Genomic DNA, 25,605 nt, shown 5'->3' with positions numbered 1-25,605 from the left:
GCCTCCGTGGCTGCGGAGGATAGCAGCCTAGCGGGCTGCGGGGAGTTGCTCGATCAGTGCGCGCACGGCGCTCGCCAGCAGCTCGGCGCTGTCGCGCGAAGGGCTGAGGCCGGTGATGGCCAGGCCCTCCCAGAGCACCTGGCCGGCCGGGTCGGTCAGGCGCAGTCGCAAGGTGCCGGTTTCATCGCGCAGTCGATGGATGGCCTGGTAGGGGCCGAGAGGGCTGGGCGGTGCCTGGTCGACCTTGAACTCAAGCGGCGTGTCGCTCACCGCCAGCCAGTAGTAGACCCGCAGCTGGGCCTCGTTGGCGGCCTGGTAGCCACGGCTTGCCAGGCCCTGACGGATCAGCGGGGCGAGTTGGGCGTAGCGTTCGCGGTAGGGCAGTTCGCCCTCCACGGCCTGTTCCGGGGAGACCAGCTCGAAGGTGCCGCGACCCGCCAGGTCGGGATGGGCCGGCTGCAGGACGCGGATCTGCGGGATCGGGCTGGCGCAGGTGGCCAGGGCCAGGCACAGCAGCAGGACGGAGAACAGACGCATCTGAGGACGGCTCCCATAGTGGTTGAGTCGCATGCTCGGCGTCGGCCGGGCATGCGGTCAACCGATCAAATGGGCGGAATGATCAGGTCCAGGCGCGGGTATTCCCCGTCCTCAGTGCGTTCCCCCTTTGGGGGGACGTGGTGGCTCCCGGTAATCTGCTCGCCCTGGCGGGTTTCCAGGTGAATGTCGAAGCCCCAGAGGCGGTGCAAGTGGCGGAGCACTTCCTCGGTGGATTCGCCCAGGGGTTTGCGGTCGTGCTGCTGGTGGCGCAGGGTCAGCGAGCGGTCGCCGCGCCGGTCGACGCTCCAGATCTGCACGTTGGGCTCGCGGTTGCCGAGGTTGTACTGGGCCGCGAGTGTCTCGCGGATCAGCCGGTAGCCCTGCTCGTCATGGATGGCCGGCACCAGCAGTTCGTCCTTCTGGTCGTCGTCGAGGATGCTGAACAGCTTGAGATCCCGGATCACCTTGGGCGAGAGGAATTGCAGGATGAAGCTTTCGTCCTTGAAGCTGCTCATCGCGAACTTGAGGGTGGAAAGCCAGTCGCTGCCGGCGATGTCGGGGAACCAGCGCTTGTCCTCCTCGGTGGGCTCTTCGCAGATGCGGCGGATGTCGCGGTACATGGCGAAGCCCAGGGTGTAAGGGTTGATCCCGCTGTAGTAGGGGCTGTCGAAGCCTGGCTGGTAGATGACGCTGGTGTGCGACTGGAGGAATTCCATCATGAAGCCGTCGGTGACCAGGCCTTCGTCGTACAGGTCGTTCATCAGGGTGTAGTGCCAGAAGGTGGCCCAGCCTTCGTTCATCACCTGGGTCTGGCGCTGCGGATAGAAGTACTGGGCGATCTTGCGCACGATGCGCACTACCTCACGTTGCCAGGGCTCCAGCAGCGGGGCGTGCTTCTCGAGGAAGTAGAGGATGTTTTCCTGGGGTTCCACCGGGAAGCGCTGGTTGTCCTTGTCGCCACCCTTGCCGGATCCCTTGGGAATGGTGCGCCAGAGGTCGTTGATCTGCTTCTGCAGGTGTTCCTCGCGGTCTTTCTGCCGGCGCCGTTCCTCCTCGGCGGATATCGGGTAGGGCCGCTTGTATCGATCGACGCCGTAGTTCATCAGGGCGTGGCAGGAGTCCAGCAGGTCTTCCACGGCGTCGATGCCGTGGCGCTCCTCGCACTGCATGATGTACTGCTTGGCGAACACCAGGTAGTCGATGATGGAGCTGGCGTCGGTCCAGGTGCGGAACAGGTAGTTGCCCTTGAAGAAGCTGTTGTGGCCATAGCAGGCGTGGGCGATCACCAGGGCCTGCATGGTGATGGTGTTCTCCTCCATCAGGTAGGCGATGCAGGGGTCGGAGTTGATGACGATTTCGTAGGCCAGGCCCATCTGGCCGCGGGAATAGCTTTTCTCGGTGGCGAGGAAGTGCTTGCCGTAGGACCAGTGGTGGTAGCCCAGGGGCATGCCGACAGAGGCATAGGCATCCATCATCTGCTCGGCGCTGATCACCTCGATCTGGTTCGGATAGGTGTCCAGCGCGTAGCGCTCGGCAATCCGGCTGATTTCGCGGTCGTAGGCGCGGATCAGGTCGAAGGTCCATTCGGACCCCGTGGAAATCGGTTTGCGTTCCTTCTTGCTGGCAGTCATGGCACGCCTCCCCTCAGGTCACCAGCCGGCGCTGGAAGAGTTCGCGGAACACCGGGTAGATATCCGCCGCCGAGACGATCTGTTGCTGGGCGAAGGTATCGTCGAACGTCTCGCAGACCTGTTCGTACTCGTACCACAGCGCCTGGTGCTCGCGCGGGGTGATCTCGACGTAGGTGTAGTACTGCACGAACGGCATGATCTGCTTGATCAGGATATCCCTGCAGATGGGTGAATCGTCATTCCAGTTGTCGCCGTCCGATGCCTGGGCTGCGTAGATATTCCATTCATTGATGGGATAGCGCTCGGCCATGATTTCCTGCATCAGCTTGAGCGCGCTGGAAACGATGGTGCCGCCGGTTTCCCGGGAGTAGAAGAACTCTTCCTCGTCCACCTCGCGGGCGCTGGTGTGGTGGCGGATGAAGACGACCTCGATCTTGTCGTAGTTCCGCTTGAGGAACAGGTAGAGCAGGATGAAGAAGCGCTTGGCGATGTCCTTGGTCGCCTGCGTCATGGAGCCGGAGACGTCCATCAGGCAGAACATCACCGCCTTGGACGACGGGTTGGGTTGCTTGACCAGCAGGTTGTACTTGAGGTCGAAGGTGTCGAGGTAGGGAACGCGCTCGATTCTGGCGCGAAGTTTGGCAATTTCAGCTTCAAGTTCCTGGATATCGCTGAAGTTGTCCGGCTCTTCGCGCTTGAGCCGCTCCAGTTCCTCCTTGGCTTCCTTGAGCTTGCTGCGGCTGCTGCCCGAGAGGGCGATGCGCCGGGCATGGGCCGAGCGCAGGGTACGGACGATATTGATGCGCGATGGGCTGCCTTCGTTGCTGATGCCGGCGCGCACCGTCTTGAAGGTGTCGGCACCACTGAGGTGGCGTTTGACCAGGTTGGGCAGTTCGAGGTCCTCGAACATGAAGTCGAGGAATTCTTCCTGGGTGATCTGGAAGACGAAGTCGTCCATGCCTTCGCCGCTGTTGCTCGCCTTGCCGCCGCCACGTCCGCCACCGCCGCCGGAGGGGCGGGGGATGCGGTCGCCCGCGGTGAATTCCTTGTTCCCAGGGTGGACTATGGTCTGCCGCCCACCGCGGCCGTGGTGCAGGACGGGCTCGTCGATATCGCGGCCGGGAATGCTGATCTGCTCGCCATGCTCCATATCGGTGATGGAACGGCGGCTCACGGCCTCCTCCACGGCCTTCTTGATGTGCTCGCGGTAACGCCGCAGGAACCGCTGGCGGTTCACCGTGCTCTTGTTCTTACCGTTCAGACGCCTGTCGATGACGTAGCTCATAGACCCCTCCGGGGAGTTTCAGGCTGCAAGGCGCAGGAGACGCCGTGCGAGACGGCGCCTCCGACGGGCTTGCTCCAGGCTTGCAGCTTGAGACTGTTTTACTGCGACTTGCGTACCCGCAGGTACCATTCGGACAGCAGGCGTACCTGTTTCTCCGTATAGCCGCGCTCGACCATGCGTTTGACGAAGTCGTTGTGTTTCTGCTGCTCCTCCTTGCTGCCCTTGGCATTGAAACTGATGACCGGCAACAGGTCTTCGGTGTTGGAGAACATTTTCTTCTCGATCACCACCCGCAGCTTCTCGTAGCTGAGCCAGCTGGGGTTCTTGCCGTTGTTGTTGGCCCGGGCACGCAGTACGAAGTTGACGATCTCGTTGCGGAAGTCCTTCGGGTTGCTGATGCCGGCCGGCTTCTCGATCTTCTCGAGCTCCTCGTTCAACGCCACGCGGTTGAGGATCTCGCCGGTTTCCGGGTCGCGATACTCCTGGTCCTGGATCCAGAAGTCGGCATAGAGCACGTAGCGGTCGAAGATGTTCTGGCCATACTCGCTGTAGGATTCGAGGTAGGCGGTCTGGATCTCCTTGCCGATGAACTCGATGTAGCGTGGCGCCAGGTATTCCTTGATGTAGCGCAGGTAGCGTTCGCGGGTTTCGGCCGGGAACTGTTCCTGCTCGATCTGCTGCTCCAGCACATAGAGCAGGTGCACCGGGTTGGCCGCCACTTCATGGGGGTCGAAGTTGAACACCTTGGAGAGGATCTTGAAGGCGAAGCGGGTCGACAGGCCGTTCATGCCTTCGTCCACGCCTGCGGAATCGCGGTATTCCTGGATCGACTTGGCCTTGGGATCGGTGTCCTTGAGGTTCTCGCCGTCGTAGACGCGCATCTTCGAGTAGATGTTCGAGTTCTCCGGCTCCTTCAGGCGGGACAGCGCGGAGAACTGCGCCAGCATGCGCAGGGTGTCCGGCGCGCAGTGGGCGTGGGCCAACGAGCTGCCGACCAGCAGCTTGTCGTAGATCTTGATCTCGTCGGCGACCCGCAGGCAGTAGGGGACCTTTACGATGTAGATACGGTCGATGAAGGCTTCGTTGTTCTTGTTGTTACGGAAGCTGTGCCATTCCGATTCGTTGGAGTGGGCCAGGATGATGCCGCTGAACGGCAATCCGCCCAGACCCTCGGTGCTGTTGTAGTTGCCTTCCTGGGTGGCGGTCAGCAGCGGGTGCAGCACCTTGATCGGCGCCTTGAACATCTCGACGAACTCCATCAGGCCCTGGTTGGCCCGGCACAGCGCGCCCGAGTAGCTGTAGGCATCGGCGTCGTTCTGCGGGAATTCCTCGAGCTTGCGGATATCCACCTTGCCCACCAGGGACGAGATGTCCTGGTTGTTCTCGTCGCCCGGCTCGGTCTTGGCGATGGCGACCTGGTTGAGGATCGAGGGGTAGAGCTTGACCACGCGGAACTTGCTGATGTCGCCACCGAACTCGTTCAGGCGCTTGGTCGCCCAGGGCGAGATCACCGTACGCAGGTAGCGCCGCGGGATGCCGTACTCCTCTTCGAGGATGGCACCGTCCTCATCGGCGTTGAACAGCCCCAGGGGCGACTCGAACACCGGCGAACCCTTGATGACATAGAAGGGCACGCGCTCCATGAGCTGCTTGAGCTTCTCCGCCAGGGACGATTTGCCGCCGCCCACCGGGCCCAGCAGGTAGAGGATCTGTTTCTTCTCTTCCAGGCCCTGGGCGGCATGGCGGAAGAAGGCGACTATCTGGTCGATGCATTCTTCCATGCCATGGAAGTCCGCGAAGGCCGGGTAGCGGCGAATCACCTTGTTCGAGAAGATCCGCGACAGCCGGGGGTCGAGCGAAGTATCCAACAGTTCCGGATCGCCGATAGCCATGAGCATGCGTTCCGCTGCGCTGGCATAGGCACTACGGTCCTGCTTGCACAGGTCGAGATACTCCTGGAGGGTATATTCCTCCTGGCGCGTCGCTTCGAAGCGTTGTTGGAAGTGGCTGAAAATGCTCATGACGTCACCTCGCTGGAAACAGGAAGCCGGCGCGGGGTCGGTTGTGCGGGTGCGGGCAGTCAGCCGAAAGCTGGCTGATGAAATTCCCCCAGAACACCTGAATGGTCGCTGCCGATGGCCCGGAACCGGTGGACCGGCTCTCCCCTTTTTTGGATGGCCTGAGCTAAGAGTAGTTCGTAATCGGCAAGGTCAAGCATGACGGAAGGATAACAAGGGATTACCGTTCGTCGGCTAGGCGGCGCTAAGCCAGTGATGGCGCGGGGTTGCGCCTCACGGAAAAAATTTTCAGTCGGCGCTGCCCTGGGCGACTTCGTCGGGGTAGAGGCTGCGCCAGAGCTCGAAGCCGCCATCCAGGCTGTAGACCTCGGCGAAGCCCTGATGCGCGAGATAGGCGGCTGCGCCCTGGCTGGAGTTGCCGTGGTAGCAGGAGACGATCAGGGGCTTGTCGAAGTCGGCTTTGGCGATGAAATCGGCCAGGGAGTGGTTGTCCAGGTGGTGCGAACCGCTGATGTGGCCGAGGGCGAAGCTCTGCGGGTCGCGGATGTCGACCACCACTGCGCCCTGTTCGCGCAGGGCTTGGGCTCGCTCGGGGGGGATGCGTTGGAATTCACTCATGGCGGTTCTCCTCGCAGCTGCAGCTCTGGCGCTCGCCGCTGTCGATGTTCAAAAGGGTCATGGCGCCGCCCCAGACGCAGCCGGTGTCGAGGGCGAACAGGTCGGGTTCGTCGCATTTGCCTTCCAGGGCTGCCCAGTGGCCGAAGATGATCTTCTGCCCGCGGGTCTTGCGTCCGGGAATGCTGAACCAGGGCGCGAAGCCAGGCGGTGCTGTGTCCAGGCCTTCCTTGGATTTCAGGTCCAGGGTCCCGTCGACGCGGCAGAAGCGCATACGGGTGAAATAATTGGTGATGACCCGCAGGCGCGCTGCACCGTGCAGGTCCTTGTCCCACTTGTCCGGCTCATTGCCGTACATCCCGTCGAGGAACAGCGGCAGGCGGGCGTCGTCCTGCAGCGCTTCCTCCACTTCTGCCGCGCGCTTGAGCGCCTTTTTCAGCGTCCATTGGGGAGGGATGCCTGCATGGACCATGGCGATATCCCGCTCCTCGTCATGGTGCAGCAGCTTTTGTCGGCGCAGCCAGTCGAGCAGTTCGGCACTGTCCGGCGCGTCGATTATCTCGCGCAGGGTATCGGCCTTGCGCAGGCGCTCGATATTGTGGGCCACCGCCAGCAGGTGCAGGTCGTGGTTGCCGAGCACGCAGACCAGGGATTCGCGGATCGAATAAAGGAAGCGCAGGGTTTCCAGGGATTTCGGCCCGCGGTTGACCAGGTCGCCCACCAGCCAGAGGCGATCCCTGGCCGGATCGAAGCGAACCCGCTCCAGCAGGCACTTCAGTTGGTCCAGGCATCCCTGGAGATCGCCGACCGCATAAGCCGCCATGCCGCTCTCCTCAGTGCAGGGCGCCGGGAACGGCGAGGCGGAAGGGGGCGATGATGGCGTCGAAGCGTTTCCCGTCGTCGGCGACCATCTGGTAGCTCCCCTGCATGCTGCCCACCTGCGTCGCCATTACGGTGCCGCTGGTGTAGGTGTGGCTGGCGCCCGGAGCGATCAGGGGTTGCTGACCGACCACGCCGGCACCGCGGACTTCCTGGACGTGGCCGTCGCCATCGGTGATGACCCAGTGGCGGGTGAGCAGCTTGGCCGGCAGTTCGCCGTTGTTCTGGATCGTCACCGTGTAGGCGAAGGCAAAGCGGTTCTCATCCGGCTGCGACTGTTCCGGGAGGAAGCGGGTGGCGACGCTGACGTCGACCTGATAGCGAGGATCGGACACGCGGTTGCTCTCGAGTAGCTGGAAAGGAGTCTAGGGCTTGGCGCCTGTCGCGGCCAGTTGATCGGCCAGGCGGACGAATGCGGCCAGGTCGAGCTGTTCCGGGCGAAGGCTGCCATCCACGCCGGCGGCCTCGATGGCGGCGGCGTCGAGCAGGCCCTTGAGGGTATTGCGCAGGGTCTTGCGGCGCTGGTTGAAGGCTTCGCGCACCACGCGCTCCAGCAGGGCGACGTCCTTGGCCGGATGCGGCAGCACCTCATGGGGCGCCAGGCGGACGATGGCCGAGTCGACCTTGGGCGGCGGATTGAAGGCGCCCGGGCCGACGTTGAACAGGTGCTCCACGCGGCAGTGGTACTGGACCATGATCGAAAGCCGGCCCCAGTCACCACCGCCAGGCTCGGCGGCCAGGCGTTCCACCACTTCCTTCTGCAGCATGAAGTGCATGTCGCGGATCAGGTCCGCGTGGTCCAGCAGGTGGAAGATCAATGGCGTTGAGATGTTGTACGGCAGGTTACCCACGACCCGCAGGCTGCGCGGCTCGGCGCCGAACTGGCGGAAATCGAACTTCAGCGCGTCGCCCTGGGTGAGGCGGAAGTTCGGCAACTGTCCGAACTTGTGCTGCAGGATGGGAATGAGGTCCAGGTCCAGCTCGACTACATCGAGCTGAGCGCCGCTGGCCAGCAGGCCCTCGGTGAGGGCGCCCTGGCCCGGACCGATCTCCAGCAGGTGTTCGCCTGCGCGGGCATGGATGCTGCGCAGGATCCGATGGATGACGCCTGCGTCGTGCAGGAAGTTCTGGCCGAAGCGCTTGCGCGCGCGGTGTTGGTAGTGTTCGGACATCGAAGGCTCCAGGCCTTGGGGCCAGGCCGGGGGCCTGGCGTGGAAACTGAGCCGCGTAGTCTATCAGGCGCCAGCCCCCGCCGCCTAAGGCCGGGCCGCGAAAGCGGCGCGAGGGGTCGTCAATCGGAGCGCTGTTGCGCGGTGGCCATCTGGTACGCGGTTTCCAGGGCGACTTCCAGGCTGCCGCAGTCGATACGGCCGGTGCCGGCCAGATCCAGGGCGGTGCCGTGGTCCACCGAGGTGCGAATGATTGGCAGGCCCAGGGTGACGTTCACCGCCGCGCCAAAGCCCTTGTACTTGAGCACCGGCAATCCCTGGTCGTGGTACATCGCCAGCACGGCGTCGCAATGCTCCAGATGCTTGGGGGTGAACAGGGTATCGGCGGGCAGCGGGCCGATCAGGTCCAGGCCCTCGGCACGCAGGCTTTCCAGGGCCGGTTCGATGACCTCCAGCTCTTCCCGGCCCAGATGCCCACCTTCTCCGGCGTGGGGATTGAGGCCGCAGACCAGGATGCGTGGGTGGGCGATACCGAACTTGTTCACCAGGTCGGCATGCAGGATGCGGCTGACGCGTTGCAGGCGTTCGGGGGTGATAGCGGTGGCGACATCCTTGAGTGGCAGATGAGTGGTCACCAGGGCCACGCGCAGGCCACGGGTGGCCAGCATCATCACGACCTGCTGGGTGGATGTCAGTTCGGCGAGGAACTCGGTGTGCCCTGAAAATGCGATGCCAGCTTCGTTGATCACGCCCTTGTGTACCGGGGCAGTGATCATCCCGGCGAAATGCCCGTCGAGGCAGCCCTGGCCGGCGCGAGTCAGGGTTTCCAGCACGTAGTCCGCGTTCCGGGGATCGAGGGTGCCGGGGCTGGTCGCCGCGAGCAGGGGCGTATCCCAGACGTAGAGGCTACCGGCGGGTGCCGGGACATCAGGCAGGCTGGCTGGCTCGACATCGATCAGCCGGATGGCCAGGCCCAGTTCTGCGGCACGCTGTTCGAGCAGGCTGCGGCTGGCGATGGCGATCAGGGGATGGGGCTGGGCCGAGCGGGAAAGGAGCAGGCAAAGGTCGGGGCCGATGCCGGCAGGTTCACCTGGGGTGAGGGCGAAGCGGAGAGGTTTCATTCCGGGTCCTTGCAGGGTGTCCAGCGCGTTGGCGGTGATTGTACCGCCAGCGCGCTGTCCTGCGACCCAGGCTCTTACAACTTGGTTTCGACGTAGGCCTCGTCGCGGATCTGGCGCAGCCAGGCCTGCAGTTCCTCGTCGTACTTGCGGTTGCGCAGCACGTTCAGCGCCTGTTGCTCGCGGAACTTGTCACTGCTGTCGGTGGCGCGGCGGCCCAGTACTTCCAGCACGTGCCAGCCATAGGGGCTCTTGAACGGCTTGGAGAGCTTGCCGGCCGGGGTCTGTGCCATGACTTCGCGGAACTCGGGCACCAGGGCGTTGGGGTCGATCCAGTTCAGGTCGCCGCCGTTAAGCGCCGAGCCCGGGTCCTCGGAGAAGCTCTTCGCCAGTTCGCCGAAGTCCTCGCCCGACTGGATGCGCTCGTAGAGGCGCTCGGCCAGGCGCTGGGTGTCTGCTTCGCTGCGGATCTCGCTGGGCTTGAGCAGGATGTGGCGGACGTGCACTTCGTCGCGCACCAGGGTTTCGCCACCGCGCTTGTCGAGCAGCTTCAGGATGATGAAGCCACCCGGGGTGCGGACCGGCTCGGTAACCTGGCCGACCGGCAGGGCGCTGATCATGCCGTCGAAGGGCGGAGGCAGCTGGGCGGCCTTGCGCCAGCCGATCTCGCCGCCTTCCAGGGCGGTTTCGCCGGCGGAGCGGGAGATGGCCAGCTGGGCGAAGTCGGCGCCCTGCTGGAGCTGCTGGTACAGCTCCTGGGCCTGGCGCTCGGCGGCCTGAATGGTGTCGGGCGAGGAGCCTTCCGGCACCGGGATCAGGATATTGGCCAGACGGAACTCTTCGGACAGCTGGATCTTGCCCATATCGGAGGCGAGGAAGTTTTGCACTTCCTGGTCGGTGACCTGGATGCGCTCGGCCACACGGCGCTGGCGCACACGGCTGATGACCATCTCGCGGCGTACCTGCTCGCGGGCGTCATCAAAGGACAGGCCGTCCCGGGTAAGGGCGCCGCGGAATTGTTCGACCGTCATGCCGTTGCGCTGGGCGATGGCCCCGATGGCCTGGTTCAGTTCCTCATCAGTGATGCGGATGCCGGAGCGGTCGCCGATCTGCAGCTGGATGTTCTCGATGATCAGGCGCTCCAGCACCTGCTGGCTGAGCACATGCTCGGGCGGCAGCGAGGCGCCGCGCTTGGCGATGGTCTGTTGCACTTCGCGCAGGCGCTGGTCGAGCTGGCTTTGCATGATCACGTCGTTGTCGACGATGGCGACCACTCGGTCGATGGAGCGAACCTCGGCATGCGCGAGGCCGCCGAGGAGGAGGGCGCCCAGCAACAGCGGGCGCAGACAATCAGAGAGCTTGGTCTTCACGTTCACGGTAACCTTGAATGCCTTTTTCCAGGAAGCCTTCGGCCGCATTGCCTACGACGCCGCCGAGGCCCTTCAGGACGATCTGCAGGAAGATCCCGTGGTCGCCGCTGTCGTTGGTGGTGGAGGGGGTCTGGTCGAATTCGTCGTAGTCGACCCAGTAGCGGTTGATCAGGCGCAGCTTCCAGCAGCAGCTGTCGTACTCGAAGCCACCGAAGGCCTCCAGCGTACGGTCGCGGTTGTAGTCGAACTGCCAGCGCGCGATGGCGCTCCACTGCGGGACCACCGGCCAGATGACGGAGAAGTCGTGCTGGCTGATCTTGTAGTAGTCCTTGATGAAGCCGGGCTGGCCTTCCACCCCGAAGTCGCCGCCGCCGACGACCCAGTTACCGGTCGACTGGTCGAAGCGGATGGTGTCATTGCGGTAGCGGTAACCGGCGTTGACCACCTTGTTCGGGTTATCTTCGGGCTGGTAATGGAACATCGCGCTGCCGGAGCGGGTGCGATGGGAGTCCGGGTCCCAGTTGAAGTCCGAGGTGATGCGCCAGTCGCGATTGAAGCGATACAGGTACTCCAGCGCGTAGGGCGAAACGGACGCCTGGGCATCGTCGCGGGTGCGGAAGTCGATGCCGGGCAGTTGCACCTTGCGGTCCTGGAAATAGAAGGCCTGGCCGATGCTGAAGCGCTGGCGCTCGAAGCCGTTGGCTTCGATCCAGCGGTTGGTCACGCCAAGGGAGACCTGGTTGGCGTCGCCGATGCGGTCGTGGCCGGAGAAACGGTTGTCGCGGAACAGCGACGCATAGTTGAAGGTGTACTCGCCGGTATCGAACAGCGGGATGTCGGTCTGGTCCTCTTCCGGCACGTAGAGGTAGAACAGGCGCGGTTCCAGGGTCTGGGTGTAGTCCTTGCTGAAGAACTGGGTCTTGCGGTCGAAATACAGGCCGCTATCGACGCTGTAGATGGGCAGCTGGCGATCCGGCTTCGAGTCGAAGTCCGGAACGGCAGCTTTGCCTGTGCTGTCGAGGGTCAAGTCGTACTGGGTGTATGCGTACTTGACCTCCGGTTTGAGGAAGCCCCAAGTCCAGTTCATAGGCAGGGAAACGCCCGGTTCCAGGTGAACCCTGTCGCCGTTGGCGCGGTCCAGGCCGCTAATATTCGTGTCGTTCCAGGGGGTGCCGATGGTGCCATCAGCGTTGACTGGGCCGCCGTCTTCGTCGATGAAATTGCCTTCACGCAGGTTGCGGTCGAAGCGCACGAACTCTGTGCTGTAGGCGAAGGTCAGCCCGCCGGGCTGGAAAGGCAGGGCGCCATCCAGGGTAATCTGCGGCAGACGGTCGTACGGCGTGATGTCCGAGATGGTGGCCAGCTCGTAGGCATGCGCGTTCAGGCGGGCGGTATAGGTATCACCGCGGTAGGTCAGCGTACCGCGCTGGTTGACGAAAGTCGGCGTGTCGACGCCCAGGTCGGTATCCAGGTCGTCGAAGTAATACGGATCGCTGATATCGGTGTAGTCGACCTCGGCCAGCAGGCGGGAGTCGAGGCCGCCGATGTGTTTCCAGTTGTACAGCCAGCGCTTCTTCTCGTACTCGGACATGAGCTTGCGCTCGTCTTCCTTGTCGTCGAGGTAGGCCGCGCCCAGTTGGCCTTCGCTGCTGCGGGTCAGGTAGCGGCCCTCGACTTCCATCAGCAGACCGCGCTTGGCCATGTAGCGCGGGTACAGCGTGGCGTCGTAGTTCGGCGCCAGGTTGAAGTAGTACGGCGTGACCAGAAGGAAACCGGTGTCGGAGCTGCTGCCGATGGTCGGCGGCAGGAAGCCGGACTGGCGACGGTCGTCGATGGGGAAATAGATGTACGGGGTATAGAACACCGGGATGTCCTTGACCCGCAGGGTGACGTTGGTCGCGGTGCCGAAACCGGTGGCCGGGTTCAGCTTGATGTTGTTGCCCTTCAGGTGCCAGGCGTTGTCACCCGGTTCGCATCGGGTGTAAGTGCCGTCCTTCAGGCGGATGACGGCGTCTTCCTGGCGCTTGGCGTACAGCGCGTTGCCGCGGGTGTGGGACTGGTGCAACACGTATTCGGCGTTGTCGATCTTGGCTTCGCCGTTGTCCAGCTGCAGTTCGGCATGGTCGCCGACTACCAGGGCGCCCTTGTCGCGCAGCTTGACGTTGCCGACCAGTTCGCCGCGGTTCTCGGCCTGGTGCAGGTTGGCCTCGTCGGCCTCCACCTGCATGCTGCCCTGGCGCAGGACCACATCGCCGGCGAGGGTGGCGATCTGCTTCTCCTGCTCGTAGCGCGAGGCCTTGGCGGAGATGTAGGTGGGTGCGTCCTCCATTGGCGTATCGTCGTCCATGCCCGGACGCGGCGGCTCGACGTAGGCGCCGGCGCAGTAAGGGCCGGTCTCAGCCAGTTGGGCCGGAGTGAGCTTGTCGCGCGGTACCCAGTCGAGGTGACTGTAGTCGGCGCTACGGGTGGCCAGGCCCTTGCCTTCGGCCTCGGTGACCAGCGTGGCCGCGCTGCCTTCAGCCGCGGCCTGCCCCTCCTGGGGGGCGGCGCCGATGGTCGAGCTCACGGCACTGGTGCTGTGAACCGGACGAGGTGGTAACTTCTCGGCGCTGGCCTTGGGCGAGCAGGCCCAGCCGCCAGCGGCGGATGCCTGGCAGTCGAATTGTTCTGCGGCGACGGCGAAGGAGGTGGCTACTGGCTGCAGTGCCAGCAGGCTGCCGGTCACCAGCAGAGGAAACTTTCTACGAAACGCGGGGGATCTTACTGCCATCTTGTTAGTCCGGGCTTCCTGCGCGCCTTCGGCCCGCTGGGGCCGCACGCCTCTCGATGGGCTGAAAAAGATGCTGGATAATAAAGCATGACCCGCACAACGGCTAGCGCCGCCGGAGACCACCCGATGCACCACGAAGACCTGCGCCTTCAGCAGCTGAGCCAATGGCTGGACCAGCAGTTGCCCACCCTGTTCGCTGCCGAAGGCTGGGGCCCTGTGCCTGCCGCCACGCTGGTTCCGGCCAGCAGTGACGCCAGCTTTCGCCGCTATTTCCGCTGGGAGGCTGACGACCGCACCCTGATCCTGATGGACGCCCCACCTCCCCGCGAGGACTGCCGCCCTTTCGTCAAGGTGGCGGGGATGCTCGCCGAAGCCGGCGTTCACGTGCCGCGTATCCTCGCCGCGGATGTGGAACAGGGCTTCCTCGTCCTGGATGACCTGGGTCGCCAGACCTACCTCGATGTGATCGACGCCGAGAATGCCGACTCGCTCTTCGAGGACGCGATCCAGGCGCTGATCAGCTTCCAGAAGCGCTGCCTCGATGTCCCCATGCCCAGCTACGACGATGCCCTGCTGCGTCGCGAGCTGCAGCTCTTCCCCGAGTGGTATCTGCAGCGCCACCTGGGCATCGAACTGGACGGTGAGCGCCTGGCCGCCTGGCAACGCGTATCCGACCTGCTGATCGCCAGCGCCCTGGACCAGCCCAAGGTGCTGGTGCACCGCGACTACATGCCGCGCAACCTGATGCTGAGCCGTCCCAATCCCGGCGTGCTGGATTTCCAGGACGCGGTCTACGGGCCGGTGACCTACGACGTCACCTGCCTGTTCAAGGACGCTTTCCTCAGCTGGCCGGAAGAGCGCGTCGCCGCCTGGCTGCAGCGCTACTGGACCCTGGCGCGGGAAGCGGGAATTCCGGTGCAGGCCGACTTCGCCGAGTTTCACCGCGCCAGCGACCTGATGGGCGTACAGCGCCACCTCAAGGTCATCGGCATCTTCGCGCGCATCTGCCATCGCGATGGCAAGCCCAAGTACCTGGATGACGTACCGCGCTTCTTCTCTTATATAGAGGCCGTGGTCGCCCGCCGGCCGGAGCTGGCCGAGCTGGGCCAATTGCTGGGCGGCATGCCGCTGCTGGAGGTCGTGCCCGAATGAAGGCCATGATCCTCGCGGCCGGCAAGGGTGAGCGCATGCGCCCCCTGACCTTGCACACACCCAAGCCGCTGGTCCGTGCCGCTGGCACCCCACTGATCGAGTTCCACCTCAATGCCCTGGCGGCGGCGGGGTTTCGCCAGCTGGTGATCAACCATGCCTGGCTCGGGCCGCAGATCGAGGCGCATCTCGGCGATGGCGCGCGCTTCGGCCTGTCCATCCGCTATTCGGCAGAAGGCGAGCCGCTGGAAACGGGAGGCGGCATCTTCCGGGCCCTGCCGTTGCTGGGAGACGAGCCTTTCCTGGTGGTCAACGGCGACGTCTGGACCGACTTCGACTTCAATCGTCTGCGGCGGCCGCTGGATGGCCTGGCCCATCTGGTGCTGGTGGACAACCCTATCCACCATCCGCGCGGCGACTTTCGCCTCGACCAGGGGCGGGTGAGCGACGCGGTCGAGGGCGAGCCCAGCCTCACCTACAGCGGCATCGCCGTGCTCCATCCGCGGCTGTTCAGCGGTTGCCAGGCAGGCGCCTTCAAGTTGGCCCCGCTGCTGCGCCAGGCCATGGCCGCCGGCCAGGTCAGCGGCGAGCATTTCGCCGGACGCTGGGTCGATGTCGGTACCCACGAACGCCTGGCGGAAGTCGAGCGCCTACTGGTAGCGGAGGCCTGAGTTGGTCTGGCCGGCTACCCTGATCGGCGCCGCAGCAGGGCTCGCTCTCGCGAGCATTCCCGGCGCCCTGCTGGGCGGCCTGCTGGGGCATGTGCTGGACCGGCGGCTGCAGCTGGACTCCTGGAGCGCCCTGCGCGCCCGCGTGCGTGGCGAGTCGGCCATCGACCAGCAGGACCTGCTGTTCATCCTTCTTGGGCGCCTGGCCAAGAGCGATGGACGGGTGGAGGAAGCGCATATCCAACAAGCGCGTTCCGAGATGAAACGGCTCGGTCTGGATGACGCCGGCACCCGGCGGGCGATAGCTGCTTTCAACCGCGGCAAGGCCGGCGGCGACAAGCTGGAGATTTCGCTGAGGCAGCTGCGCGACGATCGCTCGAGCGTCGAACGCCTGCTGCGCAGTTGCTGGCAGTTGGCCGCGGCTGACGGGCGTATTGGCCAGCATGAGCGCCAGCTGATCCTCCAATGGGGCCACTGGTTGGGGCGTTCGGCGTCGCAGGTGGAGGCGCTGGGCGCTGGCTATGACCTGCCCCAAGGGCTGCGGCCCAGGCGCGGCAACAGCTACAAGGATGCGCTCACCCTGCTGGGAGTGACCGCCGATTGCGAGCCGGCGGTGATCAAGCGTGCCTACCGCCGACTGCTCAGCCAGAACCACCCGGACAAGCTTGCCGGCTCGGGCGCCAGCCCGGCCCTGGTGCGCGCGGCGACCGATCGCACGCGCGAGCTGCACAACGCCTACAACCTGATCCGCGAGCGCCACGGTTTCCGCTGAAGCCCTGTCAGCCCCCAGGCGCGGTGCCTTGCCCGTCCGCAGCTTGCAAGTGCAGGCTGAGCCAGCCCCGAATCCGCCGTATCAGCTGTTCCTGCTCGGTGGCGCGGTCGCCCGGCAGGCCCTTCATGGCGATCTGCAGGTAGGCCGGGTGCTTCTGCCGTTTGCTGGCATGCAGCCGGCGTAGGGCGGAATCGCGGTCGGTGGGCTGGTCCTTGTAGTAGAAGTCGCCGGTGGCCAGCTTGAGTTCCGACAGCGAATCCTCCAATGCAGGCTCGTACCCCGCCGGTATTTCCGCCGCCACCAACAGGAGGTTGCCGATGTCCTTGGGTTCCTTCAGCGCCAGGAATTGCGCCGCCCAGAAGGCGCCCGTGCCGTGGCCGAGCAGCACGATGGCCTTGGGCTGCTGCTGGCGGGCGAAGGCCAGGGCTGCCTCGATGCGGGCGAACACCCTTGCCGTCTGGGTCTTCTGGATGGCATCGCGGGAGAGTGGCGGCGGTGCTGGGTCGGTGTCGGGCTCGGCACTGCCCGCCTGCTCGGTGTTGGCCGGGCCTTCTTCCGCGGCCTTCTCGGGATTCACGGCAGGCTCGGCCTTGCTCGGCTCTTCGGTCTTCAGCGGACGTGGCGGCAACGGATCGCCGCTGGGGTCGGGCAGGGTCAGGCTCAGGGTGCTCCAGCCGGAGTTCGGCAACCTGCGCCGCAACGGGCCGATGGCTTGCGGCCAGTCGGCGCTCTCGCCTTCCCCGGGCAGCAGGATCAGGAGACCGCTGGGATCACTGACATTGGCCGGCTGCCACAGCGCCAGGAAACTATCCTCGCCCGCCCGCAACTGTTGTTGCTCCCGGCTCGGCAATTGGCGCTCCAGGCTAGCGGCATCTTCCTGGCTGCGCTCCTCCAGCGGCGCGCGTTCCACGGGGGGAAGCGGCTGCTTGTCGGCGGCGGTGGTTGCCTCCGCCGCGAGCAGGGCGGGGGAGGCAGGTAGCAGGGCGAGGCAAATGGCCGCGAGAGTCGGGCAAAGGGCGCGAAGCATCTGGGGATTCCTGGTCGAGCTGAGACAAGGGAGCCTAAAGGCACGCCCGGCATTTGTCAGGCCGAGCCTTCGCATGGTGGGTTGCAGCTGGAGTAAGGTATGTCGGCTGTTTACCCCCCTTTTGCGGTTGGTCCTCGATGATCCGTGCGCTTTTCTCCCTGCTGTTCGCCTGCTGCCTGGCAATGCCCGTTCTGGCGGCGCAGCCCCGGTTGCCCCTCGACGCGAACCAGCGGCAATGGCTCGAGGCTCACGGCCAGCTGCGCGTCGGCGCCGTGCTGCAAGCGCCATACGTCCAGTTGGACCGGCGCCTGCAGCAGCTTTCAGGAGCGAATGTCGAGCTGATGGACTGGTTGGCCGGGGCCATGGGTGTGGAGCTGGTCTGGCGCACCTATGACAGTTCGGCGGAGCTGGATCAGGCCCTGCGCGCGGGGCAGATCGATCTTGCCCCCGGCCTTGTCCAGAGCCCTGCCGGCCTGCGCCTCTGGCTCTTCTCCGATCCGTACCTGCGCGTCTCGCAGCTGCTGGTGGGCGAGCGCGACGGCAGCGCGTCGGTGGATCTGGAGCAACTCGACGCCACCTCCCCCGTTGCTTTGCGCCAGCCCAGTGCGGTCGCCGACTACCTGCGCGCCACCTACTCCAATCTCGACCTGAAGGCCATGGCCAGCGAGCGCGACGCCCTGCAGGCGCTGCTCGACGAGCAGGTGCGCTATGCGGTGCTGGATGAAGCCCAGCTCAGCCGCCTGTCCCGCGAGCAGGAATTCGCCGGGCTGGCGGTCGTCGGGGATATCGGCTTTCCGCAACTGCTGCGGGTCGCCTCCCGGCGGGACTGGCCGGTACTGGCCACCATCATCGATATCGCCCTGCGCAGCCTGCCGCCCAAGGACCTCGACCAGCTCCACGAACGCTGGCTGCAGCCCAAGTATCCGCGCCTGGGCGAGTCCGCCGGCTTCTGGCAGAACTTCAGCCTGCTGCTGAGCGTGCTGCTGCTATTGGCCGCCGTGATCATTGCCTGGCTGCGTCGCCAGCGCCGTGGCCTGGAGCGGCAACTGCTGGACGCGCGCCACGCCCTGCAACTGCGCGAGGCGGCCGAGGAAGCCCTGCGCCTCACCCAGTTCTCCATCGACCACAGCACCCTGGGTATCCTCTGGGTCAACTGGGACAGCCATGTGCGCTACGCCAACCGCGCCGCCGAACAGATGCTCGGGTATGCTCCGGGCAGCCTGGCGGAGCGGCCCTTGGCGGACTTCCAGCCGGAGCTGAACATGGACCGCTGGCTCAACCTCTGGCGCCGGGCGCGCAACAGCGACGAAGGCCCGTTGAGCTTCGAAACCCGCTGCCTGCGCCCGGACGGCGGCTGGCTGCCGGCCGATGTATCCCTGAGCTTCCTGCGCTTCGGCTCCTCGGAGTACCTGGTGGTGTTTCTCTCCGACGCCACCGAACGGCGCCGAGCCCGCGAGGCCGTGGAGGAAAGCGAAGCGCGCCTGAAGGGTATCGCCTCCAACGTGCCCGGCCTGGTGTTCCGACTGGAGCGGGCCAAGGCCGGAGTGCCCGCCGACTTCGCCTTCATCGGTGAGGGCAGCGAACGCCTGGTGGGCTACAGCGCCAGCGAACTGCTGGACACCGGGCGCGGCATCCGCGGCCTGGTGCACCCGGAGGATCGCGATGGCTACTGGGCCAGCCAGCAGGCGGCACTGGGCGCCGACCGCGATTGGCACTGGCAGGGGCGCATCCTCACCCGCGATGGGCAGTTGCGCTGGGCCGACATCAAGGCCAGCGCACGGGTCTTCGAGGACGGCCGGGCGATCTGGGACGGCGTGGTCTGGGACATTACCGAGAACAAGCAGATCGAGCTGGAACTGGGGGCCTCGCGCGCCCAGTTGCGCGAGCTGTCGGCGCACCTGGAAAGCGTGCGCGAGGAGGAGAAGGCGCGCATCGCCCGCGAGGTGCACGACGAACTGGGCCAGGTGCTCACCGTGCTCAAGCTGGAAACCTCCATGTGCGAGCTGGCCTTCGCCGGCCTCGATGCCGGCCTGCGCGAGCGCCTGGAGAGCATGAAGCGCCTGATCGCCCAGCTGTTCCAACTGGTGCGTGACGTGGCCACCGCCCTGCGACCGCCCATCCTCGATGCCGGCATCGCCTCGGCCATCGAGTGGCAGGCCCGGCGCTTCGAAGCGCGCACCCAGATCCCCTGTCTGGTGGAAGTGCCGGAGCAGCTGCCGCAGCTCTCCGACGCCAAGGCGGTTGGCCTGTTCCGCGTGCTGCAGGAAGCCCTGACCAATGTCATGCGTCATGCCGAGGCGCATACTGTGGCGGTTCGCCTGAGCGAAGAAGACGGCATGCTCTGCCTGCGCATCAGCGACGACGGCCGGGGCTTCGACACCAGCGCCGGGCGCGGCAGTTCCTTTGGTCTGGTGGGCATGCGCGAGCGCGTGCTGATGCTGGGCGGCAACCTGCAGATCGACAGTCAACCCGGAGAGGGCACTACCCTCTGCGTCCGCGTGGCATTGGATAAGGAGAAAGTGGCGTGATCCGAGTACTGGTGGCTGAAGACCACACCATCGTCCGCGAGGGCATCAAGCAGCTCATCGGCCTGGCCAAGGACCTTTGCGTCGCGGGCGAGGCGGCCAATGGCGAGCAGTTGCTCGAAACCCTGCGGCAGACGCCCTGCGAGGTGGTGCTGCTGGATATCTCCATGCCCGGCGTCAACGGCCTGGAAGCCATTCCGCGAATCCGCGCGCTGAGCAATCCACCGGCGGTACTGGTGCTGTCCATGCACGACGAGGCGCAGATGGCCGCAAGGGCGCTGAAAATCGGCGCCGCCGGCTACGCCACCAAGGACAGCGACCCGGCGCTGCTGCTCACCGCCATCCGCAAGGTGGCGTCCGGTGGCCGCTACATAGACCCGGAGCTGGCCGACCGCATGGTTTTCGAGGTCGGCCTGACCGATGCACGACCCGCCCATACCCTGCTCTCGGAGCGGGAGTTCTCGGTGTTCGAGCGCCTGGTGCGCGGCGAAGGGGTGAACGAGATCGCCCAGCAGCTGGCGGTCAGCAGCAAGACCGTGAGCACCCACAAGGCGCGGTTGATGCAGAAGCTCGGCCTGCACTCGGTGGCGGACCTGGTGAAGTACGCGGTGGAGCACAAGCTTCTGTGAATGTCCGACAGTTGCTATCTGGTTTGTAGGGCGATCCCTACAAGAAATCCTCTCTAAGCCTTATAGCAATCTCTCATACCGCCCGATTTGCGTGCTTTGCCGCGTTCTCTAGGCTTTCCCTACGGCAGACACAAAAACAAAGGTGCGGTTATGGCCGAGACAAAAGGCAGCGACATCCTGGTCAGCTTTCGCGGCGTACAGAAGAGCTACGACGGCGAGACCCTGATCGTCAAAGACCTCAACCTGGACATTCGCAAAGGCGAATTCCTCACCCTGCTCGGGCCGTCCGGCTCCGGCAAGACCACCAGCCTGATGATGCTCGCCGGGTTCGAGACCCCCACCAACGGCGAGATCCTGCTGGGCGGTCGCTCGATCAACAACGTGCCCCCGCACAAGCGCGACATCGGCATGGTGTTCCAGAACTACGCGCTCTTCCCGCACATGACGGTGTCCGAGAACCTGGCCTTCCCGCTCTCGGTGCGCGGCATGAGCAAGACCGACGCCAGCGAGCGGGTCAAGCGCGCGCTGTCCATGGTCCAGCTGGACGCCTTCCGCAACCGCTACCCCGGCCAGCTTTCCGGCGGCCAGCAGCAGCGCGTGGCCCTGGCCCGCGCCCTGGTGTTCGAACCGCAGCTGGTGCTGATGGACGAACCCCTCGGTGCACTGGACAAGCAGCTGCGCGAGCACATGCAGATGGAGATCAAACACATCCATCAGCGCCTCGGCGTCACCGTGGTCTACGTGACCCACGACCAGGGCGAAGCCCTGACCATGTCCGACCGGGTGGCGGTGTTCCATCAGGGCGAGATCCAGCAGATCGCCCCGCCGCGCGAGCTCTACGAGCTGCCGCGCAACACCTTCGTGGCCAACTTCATCGGTGAGAACAACCGCCTCAATGGCCAGCTGGAAAGCCGCGAGGGCGACCGTTGCGTGGTGCGCCTGGCCCGTGGCGAGAAGGTCGAGGCGCTGGCGATCAACGTCGGCCAGCCGGGTGAGTCGGTCACCCTGTCGATCCGTCCGGAACGCGTGCGTCTCAATGGCCACAGCGAGAGCTGCGTCAACCGCTTCTCCGGGCGCGTCGCCGAGTTCATCTACCTGGGCGACCACGTGCGTATCCGCATGGAGGTCTGCGGCAAGCCCGATTTCTTCGTCAAGCAACCTATTGCTGAGCTCGACCCCGCACTGGCGGTAGGCGATGTGGTGCCGCTCGGCTGGCAAGTGGAGCACGTCCGCGCACTGGACCCGCTTCTGGCGGAATGACGCGGCGGCGCCAAGGCATTAGCAACCCTGCACTGTGGAGAAAATAACAATGTCGAAATCCCTGAAACTCACCGCCATCGCCCTCGGGTTGGCCTGCGCCGCCCAGGCCATGGCCGCCGACCTGACCGTGGTGTCCTTCGGCGGCGCCAACAAGAATGCCCAGGTCAAGGCCTTCTACGAGCCTTACCAGAAGACCACCGGCAACAAGATCATCGCTGGCGAATACAACGGCGAGATGGCCAAGGTGAAAGCCATGGTCGACACCAACAGCGTGTCCTGGAACCTGGTGGAAGTGGAGTCGCCCGAGCTGTCCCGCGGCTGCGACGAAGGCCTGTTCGAAGTGCTCGATGCGGCCCAGTTCGGCAAGGCCGAAGACTTCGTCCCCGGTGCCATCCAGCCCTGCGGCGTGGGCTTCTTCGTGTGGTCCACTGTGCTGGCCTATAACGCCGACAAGCTGAAGAGCGCGCCCACCAGCTGGGCGGATTTCTGGGACGTGAACAAATTCCCCGGCAAGCGCGGCCTGCGCAAGGGCGCCAAGTACACCCTGGAGTTCGCCCTGATGGCCGACGGCGTCGCGCCGAAAGACGTCTACAGCGTGCTCGCCACCAAGGAAGGCCAGGACCGCGCCTTCAAGAAGCTCGACCAGATCAAGCCGAGCATCCAGTGGTGGGAAGCCGGCGCCCAGCCGCCGCAGTTCCTCGCCTCGGGTGACGTGGTCATGAGCTCCGCCTACAACGGTCGCATCGCTGCCGTGCAGAAGGAAAGCAACCTGAAGGTGGTATGGACTGGCGGCATCTACGACTTCGACTCCTGGGCCATCCCGAAAGGCGCCAAGGATGCGGACAAGGCCAAGGAGTTCATCGCCTACTCGGTCAAGCCCGAGCAGCAGAAGATCTACTCCGAGAACATCGCCTACGGCCCGGCCAACACCCAGGCGGTGCCGCTGCTGGACAAGGCCCTGCTGAAGGACATGCCGACCACGCCGGAAAACATCAAGGACCAGGTCGCCATGGACGTCACCTTCTGGGCTGACTACGGCGAGCAGCTCGAACAGCGCTTCAACTCCTGGGCGGCCAAGTAAGGCCGTCTCTGCTCCCCTCTCCCTCCGGGAGAGGGGCTGGGGGTGAGGGAAGCTTTCCTCACCCCGGCCCTGCGGGGCTGAAAGTCCAACCCTGTTCCAACGGAGTTCGCCATGGCCACTGCAGTGCCCCTTACCGAGGTCGCCGGCCCCACCCTGAAGCAGCGCCTCGCCCGTGCCGAGCGGATGAACCGCCTGAAGTCCCAGGCGCTGATCCTGCCGCTGCTGATCTTTCTCCTGCTGACCTTCCTGGTGCCCATCGGCGCGCTTCTCTACAAGAGCGTGAACAACCCCGAAGTGGTCGGCTCCCTGCCGCGCACCGTCGACGCCATCTCCGGCTGGGACGGCAAGGCGCTGCCTGCCGAGCCTGTGTACAAGGCCCTGGCCGAGGACCTCGCTGATGCGCGCAAGAACCAGACCATAGGCGACCTTTCCAAGCGCCTGAACATGGAGCTGGCCGGCTACCGCAGCCTGATGGCCAAGACCGCCCGCGCCCTGCCGTTCAAGACCGAGCCGGCCTCCTACAAGGAAGCGCTGGAAGGCCTGGACGAGCGCTGGGGCGACCCGGCCTACTGGCAGACGATCCGCCGCAACGCCAGCCACCTCACCCCCTATTACCTGCTGGCCTCCCTCGACCATCGTATCGACGACCTTGGCGAGCTGGCCCCGGCCACCCCGGACCAGGCCATCTACCTGGACATCTTCGCCCGTACTTTCTGGATGGGCGCGGTGATCACGGTAATCTGCCTGCTGCTGGCCTACCCACTGGCCTACCTGCTGGCCAACCTGCCGACCCGCCAGAGCAACCTGCTGATGATCCTGGTGCTGCTGCCGTTCTGGACCTCCATCCTGGTGCGGGTGGCGGCCTGGATCGTGCTGCTGCAGTCCGGCGGCCTGATCAACGGTGCGCTGATCAAGCTGGGCCTGATCGACCAGCCGCTGCAGCTGGTGTTCAACCGCACCGGCGTCTACATCGCCATGGTGCACATCATGCTGCCGTTCATGATCCTGCCCATCTACAGCGTGATGAAGGGCATCTCCCCCAGCTATATGCGGGCGGCGATCTCCCTCGGCTGCCACCCCTTCGCCAGCTTCTGGAAGGTGTACTTCCCGCAGACCGTGGCCGGCGTCGGCGCCGGGTGCCTGCTGGTGTTCATCCTGTCCATCGGCTACTACATCACCCCGGCGCTGCTGGGCAGCCCGAACGACCAGATGGTCAGCTACTTCGTCGCCTTCTTCACCAACACCACCATCAACTGGGGCATGGCCACGGCCCTGGGCGGCATGCTGCTGTTCGCCACCCTGATCCTCTATGTGGTGTACAGCTGGCTGGTGGGCGCTGGCCGCCTGCGCCTGGGATAAAAGCGCCTCCGAAGGAGGCCAACTGATCCCCCTCTCCCTTCAGGGAGAGGGTGGCCCGAAGGGCCGGGAGAGGGGGATCCGCACGAAATAAATTGGAGAGCGATTCATGCTGAGTCCCTACATGTCCCCGGTCGAGCGCCTGTGGTTCTACACGCTGCGCGGCCTCTGCGGCCTGGTGCTGCTGTTCCTGATCCTGCCGGTGCTGGTGATCATCCCGCTGTCGTTCAACTCCGGCACCTTCCTGGTCTATCCGCTGCAGGGGTTCTCCCTGCGCTGGTACGCCGACTTCTTCAACTCGGCGGAGTGGATGCGCTCGCTGACCAACAGCATGATCGTCGCCCCGGCGGCCACCGTGCTCGCAATGGTCTTCGGCACCCTGGCCTCCATCGGCCTGACCCGTGGCGAGTTCCGCGGCAAGGCGCTGGTGATGAGCCTCTTGATCTCCCCCATGGTGGTGCCGGTGGTGATCATCGGTGTCGCCGCCTACCTGTTCTTCGCGCCGCTGGGCCTGGGCAACAGCTACATCTCGCTGATCCTGGTGCATGCCGTGCTCGGCGTGCCCTTCGTCATCATCACGGTGTCGGCCACCCTGCAGGGCTTCAACTACAACCTGGTGCGCGCCGCCGCCAGCCTGGGTGCGCCACCCGTGACCGCCTTCTTCAAGGTGACCCTGCCGCTGATCGCGCCGGGGGTGATCTCCGGGGCCCTGTTCGCCTTCGCCACGTCGTTCGACGAAGTGGTGGTGACCCTGTTCCTCGCCGGCCCCGAGCAGGCCACCTTGCCGCGCCAGATGTTCAGCGGCATCCGCGAGAACCTCAGTCCCACCATCGCCGCCGCCGCAACCCTGCTGATCGGCTTCTCCGTCGCACTGTTGCTGGTGCTGGAGTGGCTGCGCGGGCGCAGCGAGCGGATGCGCACCTCCATGCCGGAATGACCTGCCGGTAGTTGTAGGGTCGGGGGAGCCAAGGCTCCCCCGATTGCTTTTCCACCAAGGTCGCAGACGGTTGACCACGCCTTGGCGGCCGGACTCGGGCTACAATCCGCGCCACCGTGATTCCGCCCTGAGGTCAGCCATGCAGCCCTTCGCCATCGCACCGTCGATCCTTTCCGCCGATTTCGCCCGCCTGGGCGAGGAAGTGGAGAACGTCCTCGCCGCCGGCGCCGACATCGTTCACTTCGACGTGATGGACAACCACTATGTGCCCAACCTGACCATCGGCCCGATGGTCTGCTCGGCGCTGCGCAAGTACGGCATCACCGCGCCCATCGACGCGCACCTGATGGTCACGCCGGTGGACCGCATCATCGGCGACTTCATCGAAGCGGGCGCCACCTACATCACTTTCCACCCGGAAGCCTCTCTGCACATCGACCGCTCCCTGCAGCTGATCCGCGACGGCGGCGCCAAGGCCGGCCTGGTGTTCAACCCGGCCACTCCGCTGGACGCCCTGAAGTACGTGATGGACAAGGTCGACATGATCCTGCTGATGAGCGTCAACCCCGGCTTCGGCGGGCAAAAGTTCATTCCCGGCACCCTCGACAAGCTGCGTGAAGCACGTGCGCTGATCGATGCATCCGGCCGCGACATCCGCCTGGAAATCGACGGCGGCGTCAATGTGAAGAACATCCGCGAGATCGCCGCCGCCGGTGCCGACACCTTCGTCGCCGGCTCGGCCATCTTCAACGCGCCGGACTACGCCGAAGTCATTGCCGCCATGCGCGCCGAGCTGGCCCAGGCCTGAT

Annotated in this window: 22 protein-coding genes; 10 read left to right on the top strand and 12 right to left on the bottom strand. The window is 65.1% G+C overall.

What is annotated here, in order from left to right; genetic code table 11:
* Nucleotides 1–27: 27 nt before the first annotated feature.
* From E8F11_RS09065 to E8F11_RS09015, 11 genes are all read right to left on the bottom strand, one after another.
* Nucleotides 28–537: a DUF4136 domain-containing protein gene (locus E8F11_RS09065; RefSeq protein ID WP_280288507.1), complete on the bottom strand. Its 510-nt coding sequence runs from the start codon at nucleotides 535–537 to the stop codon at nucleotides 28–30.
* Nucleotides 538–602: 65 nt separating this feature from the next.
* Nucleotides 603–2,168, bottom strand: a complete 1,566-nt coding sequence (locus tag E8F11_RS09060; RefSeq protein ID WP_280288506.1) for a SpoVR family protein — start codon at nucleotides 2,166–2,168, stop codon at nucleotides 603–605.
* Between the two features lie 13 nt (nucleotides 2,169–2,181).
* Nucleotides 2,182–3,453, bottom strand: coding sequence for a YeaH/YhbH family protein (locus E8F11_RS09055; protein WP_280288505.1), 1,272 nt, complete (start codon nucleotides 3,451–3,453; stop codon nucleotides 2,182–2,184).
* 98 nt (nucleotides 3,454–3,551) lie between these two features.
* A complete protein-coding gene (locus E8F11_RS09050) occupies nucleotides 3,552–5,474 on the bottom strand; it encodes a PrkA family serine protein kinase (RefSeq protein WP_280288504.1) in 1,923 nt (640 codons plus the stop codon).
* 285 nt (nucleotides 5,475–5,759) lie between these two features.
* Nucleotides 5,760–6,089, bottom strand: coding sequence for a thiosulfate sulfurtransferase GlpE (gene glpE / locus E8F11_RS09045; protein ID WP_280288503.1), 330 nt, complete (start codon nucleotides 6,087–6,089; stop codon nucleotides 5,760–5,762).
* Nucleotides 6,082–6,909: a symmetrical bis(5'-nucleosyl)-tetraphosphatase gene (locus tag E8F11_RS09040; RefSeq protein ID WP_280288502.1), complete on the bottom strand. Its 828-nt coding sequence runs from the start codon at nucleotides 6,907–6,909 to the stop codon at nucleotides 6,082–6,084. Before E8F11_RS09040 ends, glpE begins: the two co-directional genes overlap by 8 nt.
* Nucleotides 6,910–6,919: 10 nt before the next feature.
* Complete coding sequence (apaG, locus tag E8F11_RS09035) at nucleotides 6,920–7,300, bottom strand: Co2+/Mg2+ efflux protein ApaG (protein WP_280288501.1); 381 nt, start codon at nucleotides 7,298–7,300, stop codon at nucleotides 6,920–6,922.
* Nucleotides 7,301–7,330: 30 nt separating this feature from the next.
* A complete protein-coding gene (gene rsmA / locus E8F11_RS09030) occupies nucleotides 7,331–8,137 on the bottom strand; it encodes a 16S rRNA (adenine(1518)-N(6)/adenine(1519)-N(6))-dimethyltransferase RsmA (protein ID WP_280288500.1) in 807 nt (268 codons plus the stop codon).
* Between the two features lie 119 nt (nucleotides 8,138–8,256).
* The gene (gene pdxA, locus E8F11_RS09025) at nucleotides 8,257–9,255 is read right to left on the bottom strand and encodes a 4-hydroxythreonine-4-phosphate dehydrogenase PdxA (protein WP_280288499.1); all 999 of its coding nucleotides are present in this window, start codon (nucleotides 9,253–9,255) and stop codon (nucleotides 8,257–8,259) included.
* A gap of 74 nt (nucleotides 9,256–9,329) precedes the next feature.
* Nucleotides 9,330–10,622, bottom strand: coding sequence for a peptidylprolyl isomerase (locus E8F11_RS09020; RefSeq protein ID WP_280288498.1), 1,293 nt, complete (start codon nucleotides 10,620–10,622; stop codon nucleotides 9,330–9,332).
* A complete protein-coding gene (locus tag E8F11_RS09015; protein ID WP_280288497.1) occupies nucleotides 10,603–13,392 on the bottom strand; it encodes an LPS-assembly protein LptD in 2,790 nt (929 codons plus the stop codon). Before E8F11_RS09015 ends, E8F11_RS09020 begins: the two co-directional genes overlap by 20 nt.
* Nucleotides 13,393–13,518: 126 nt before the next feature.
* On the opposite strand from E8F11_RS09015, the gene E8F11_RS09010 reads away from it, so the two are divergent.
* Genes E8F11_RS09010 through E8F11_RS09000 form a run of 3 tightly spaced genes read left to right on the top strand, consistent with a single transcriptional unit; the run spans nucleotide 13,519 to nucleotide 15,981 of the window.
* Nucleotides 13,519–14,544: a phosphotransferase gene (locus E8F11_RS09010; RefSeq protein WP_280288558.1), complete on the top strand. Its 1,026-nt coding sequence runs from the start codon at nucleotides 13,519–13,521 to the stop codon at nucleotides 14,542–14,544.
* Nucleotides 14,541–15,212, top strand: coding sequence for an N-acetylmuramate alpha-1-phosphate uridylyltransferase MurU (gene murU / locus E8F11_RS09005; protein WP_280288496.1), 672 nt, complete (start codon nucleotides 14,541–14,543; stop codon nucleotides 15,210–15,212). The genes E8F11_RS09010 and murU overlap by 4 nt, the downstream gene beginning before the upstream one ends.
* 1 nt (nucleotide 15,213) lies before the next feature.
* Nucleotides 15,214–15,981, top strand: coding sequence for a TerB family tellurite resistance protein (locus E8F11_RS09000; protein WP_280288495.1), 768 nt, complete (start codon nucleotides 15,214–15,216; stop codon nucleotides 15,979–15,981).
* A gap of 7 nt (nucleotides 15,982–15,988) precedes the next feature.
* On the opposite strand, the gene E8F11_RS08995 is transcribed toward E8F11_RS09000, so the two are convergent.
* Nucleotides 15,989–17,008 carry an alpha/beta hydrolase family protein gene (locus E8F11_RS08995; RefSeq protein WP_280288494.1) on the bottom strand — a complete coding sequence of 340 codons (1,020 nt, stop codon included), beginning with the start codon at nucleotides 17,006–17,008 and terminating at the stop codon, nucleotides 15,989–15,991.
* A gap of 137 nt (nucleotides 17,009–17,145) precedes the next feature.
* Between E8F11_RS08995 and E8F11_RS08990 the strand changes: the two genes are divergently transcribed.
* The 7 genes from E8F11_RS08990 (at nucleotide 17,146) to rpe (ending at nucleotide 25,604) form a co-directional block, all read left to right on the top strand.
* Entirely contained in the window at nucleotides 17,146–19,536 is a 2,391-nt protein-coding gene (locus E8F11_RS08990) for a PAS domain S-box protein (RefSeq protein ID WP_280288493.1), read from the top strand.
* Complete coding sequence (locus E8F11_RS08985) at nucleotides 19,533–20,162, top strand: response regulator transcription factor (protein ID WP_280288492.1); 630 nt, start codon at nucleotides 19,533–19,535, stop codon at nucleotides 20,160–20,162. The genes E8F11_RS08990 and E8F11_RS08985 overlap by 4 nt, the downstream gene beginning before the upstream one ends.
* Before the next feature lie 150 nt (nucleotides 20,163–20,312).
* Nucleotides 20,313–21,422 (top strand): ABC transporter ATP-binding protein, encoded by a 1,110-nt coding sequence (locus tag E8F11_RS08980; RefSeq protein WP_280288491.1) that lies wholly within the window; start codon nucleotides 20,313–20,315, stop codon nucleotides 21,420–21,422.
* A gap of 49 nt (nucleotides 21,423–21,471) precedes the next feature.
* Nucleotides 21,472–22,503, top strand: a complete 1,032-nt coding sequence (locus tag E8F11_RS08975) for a polyamine ABC transporter substrate-binding protein (protein WP_280288490.1) — start codon at nucleotides 21,472–21,474, stop codon at nucleotides 22,501–22,503.
* A 111-nt stretch (nucleotides 22,504–22,614) separates the two neighbouring features.
* Nucleotides 22,615–23,862, top strand: coding sequence for an ABC transporter permease (locus tag E8F11_RS08970; protein ID WP_280288489.1), 1,248 nt, complete (start codon nucleotides 22,615–22,617; stop codon nucleotides 23,860–23,862).
* Between the two features lie 106 nt (nucleotides 23,863–23,968).
* Nucleotides 23,969–24,796 carry an ABC transporter permease gene (locus E8F11_RS08965; protein WP_280288488.1) on the top strand — a complete coding sequence of 276 codons (828 nt, stop codon included), beginning with the start codon at nucleotides 23,969–23,971 and terminating at the stop codon, nucleotides 24,794–24,796.
* Nucleotides 24,797–24,935: 139 nt separating this feature from the next.
* Nucleotides 24,936–25,604, top strand: a complete 669-nt coding sequence (rpe, locus tag E8F11_RS08960) for a ribulose-phosphate 3-epimerase (protein ID WP_280288487.1) — start codon at nucleotides 24,936–24,938, stop codon at nucleotides 25,602–25,604.
* Nucleotide 25,605 lies beyond the last annotated feature (1 nt).

This window comes from Pseudomonas sp. BN417 (genome assembly GCF_029871205.1).
GTDB lineage: Bacteria > Pseudomonadota > Gammaproteobacteria > Pseudomonadales > Pseudomonadaceae > Metapseudomonas.
Note: the sequence above shows the minus strand (reverse complement) of the source record. Positions and strands in the feature narration are given on the sequence as shown.